This is a genomic window from Weissella sp. DD23, assembly GCF_001579105.1.
Taxonomy (GTDB): Bacteria; Bacillota; Bacilli; order Lactobacillales; family Lactobacillaceae; genus Weissella; species Weissella cibaria.
Map to the genome: position 1 here is coordinate 1 of NZ_KQ970493.1, position 360 is coordinate 360.

General features: G+C 49.7%; 1 protein-coding gene. It reads right to left on the minus strand.

What is annotated here, in order from left to right; all coding sequences use genetic code 11:
• Nucleotides 1-360: lectin-like domain-containing protein (locus tag WEIDD23_RS13915; protein WP_197458907.1), on the minus strand; the 360-nt coding region annotated here is incomplete at both ends.

Sequence of the window (360 nt, forward strand, 5' to 3'; positions counted from 1 at the left end):
AGCACCATTTGGGTCACCAAAATATGAATCACCCGCTTTATTCATGTCCCAGCCCAAAGCCGTGGCGTTTTTAATACCGCCTAAATTGCCATAACCGTAAATTCCAAGACCAGACCCCGGTGCACCGTTATTTCCCAGCGTGCTTGGTAATTGTGGCGCAACGAAAATACCGACGAAATCACCTTGCCAAAAGTCACCTTCTGCATAAATGTTACCTGTGACCGTGAAATCTTCCCCTGTGTCCAAGGCCGTGTTATAAACTAATTTACCGGATTGATCAGACCCCGTCGTCATCGTCCACCACGAGGTTGTCCCCTTTTGAACCACACGCCCAGCTTGTGCACTGCTACCCTGCGTCCC